Annotated in this window: 1 protein-coding gene; it reads right to left on the bottom strand. The window is 45.2% G+C overall.

Translation table 11 applies throughout. From position 1 onward, the window contains the following. Positions 1 to 1,033 (bottom strand): IS1634 family transposase (locus SSCH_RS07080; RefSeq protein ID WP_156972160.1); only part of this gene is annotated, 1,033 nt, incomplete at its 3' end. Positions 1,034 to 1,261 lie beyond the last annotated feature (228 nt).

Genomic DNA, 1,261 nt, shown 5'->3' with positions numbered 1-1,261 from the left:
CCAGCGCTTGCCCGATAGCATCTGAGATCACACTTCTGTAATCAAACAAATAAACATTGTCCTGCTCATTGGAACAGGAAATCTTGTTGAGACATTCAACAATCCTTTCAGCAGAGAAAAGCCGGCCCGTTTTCTTTTGCATTATTCGTAAAATAGTGAGAGCTAAAAAACAAGTGAGAAAGTGAGCGTTAATGTGATCCTCAAGCGACACATAGACCGGCCGCGTTTCCAGCACCCCCTTAGTAACACGGAAAGTCTCTTCGATCTGCCATAGACCGCGGTAAGTATCGATCACCTCAGTATCCGACATATCCAGTTCACTGGTGACAATAGCGTAGTAGCCGTCGTACTTTTCCTCTTCAGCTACTTTTGCAGCATCAAAGACAAGATGGTCTTTAACCTGAAGAATTTCGCCTGTCTTTTTATCAAACTTCACGTTCTTCACATACTTGGCTGCGCCGTAAGCTGTGGCCTTCGAATACTTTTGAGGATTAGCCGCCAGATCATGAGCCTTTTTCAAGACATCCTCGCGCTCCCTCCGAGCCTTCAAGGCATACTTTTTTCCCCAGAAGACCACCTGCTTCTCATACACGGTTTTCTTGGCCTTTTTCCCGCTTAACAGCGTCACATTGATATCACGCGCGATCACCCTGCTTTTGAGCTTGAAATCCGTGTCTTCATCAGGGCGTTTGCCGTCTTTATCCAGATAGCCTTTATCAGAGAGGACATACTCCTTAAAAGCCTTGGTACCACCCCTGACCGAAAAACTGAAGACATAACCGTTAAAATTTCTCCCCTTCTCCTTGCCTTGAAGATAAAAAATATTATCACCCGTAATAATCCCCATGTCAGCGACAACAATAATCCTGCCGGTATCATAGTTTCTTCTGACCTCGCCGATGACCGGCCGGAAGGTCTCCTTATCCGTCGTATTGCCCGGAAACAGATCATAATGCAGCGGGATCCCGTCCGCATCCATCGCCAGACCCATCTGCACAATGGGGTCGCGGCGTTTCTCTTTGCTCAGTCCCAACCTGCGTAACTCATCCTCTTCATCGATCTCAAAATAAAATTTGTTACATCGTAATAGATCGTTTTCGTATTGCGTCCATATTTCTCAGTGATCTGAGCGTTCAGATACCTTTGGAACTCCTTCGAAATACTACAGAAAAGTGATGAAAGAGAACGATAAGACAATCATAACTAAGGAAGAAATTGAAAGACGTTCGTAAATAAGCGACCCTTTTCCTCGAAAGCCTTA

This window comes from Syntrophaceticus schinkii (assembly GCF_000946815.1).
In the GTDB taxonomy this organism is placed as follows: Bacteria; Bacillota; DSM-12270; order Thermacetogeniales; family Thermacetogeniaceae; genus Syntrophaceticus; species Syntrophaceticus schinkii.
The sequence above is the reverse complement of the archived record's forward strand: the minus strand, read 5'-3'. Positions and strand labels throughout refer to the sequence as shown.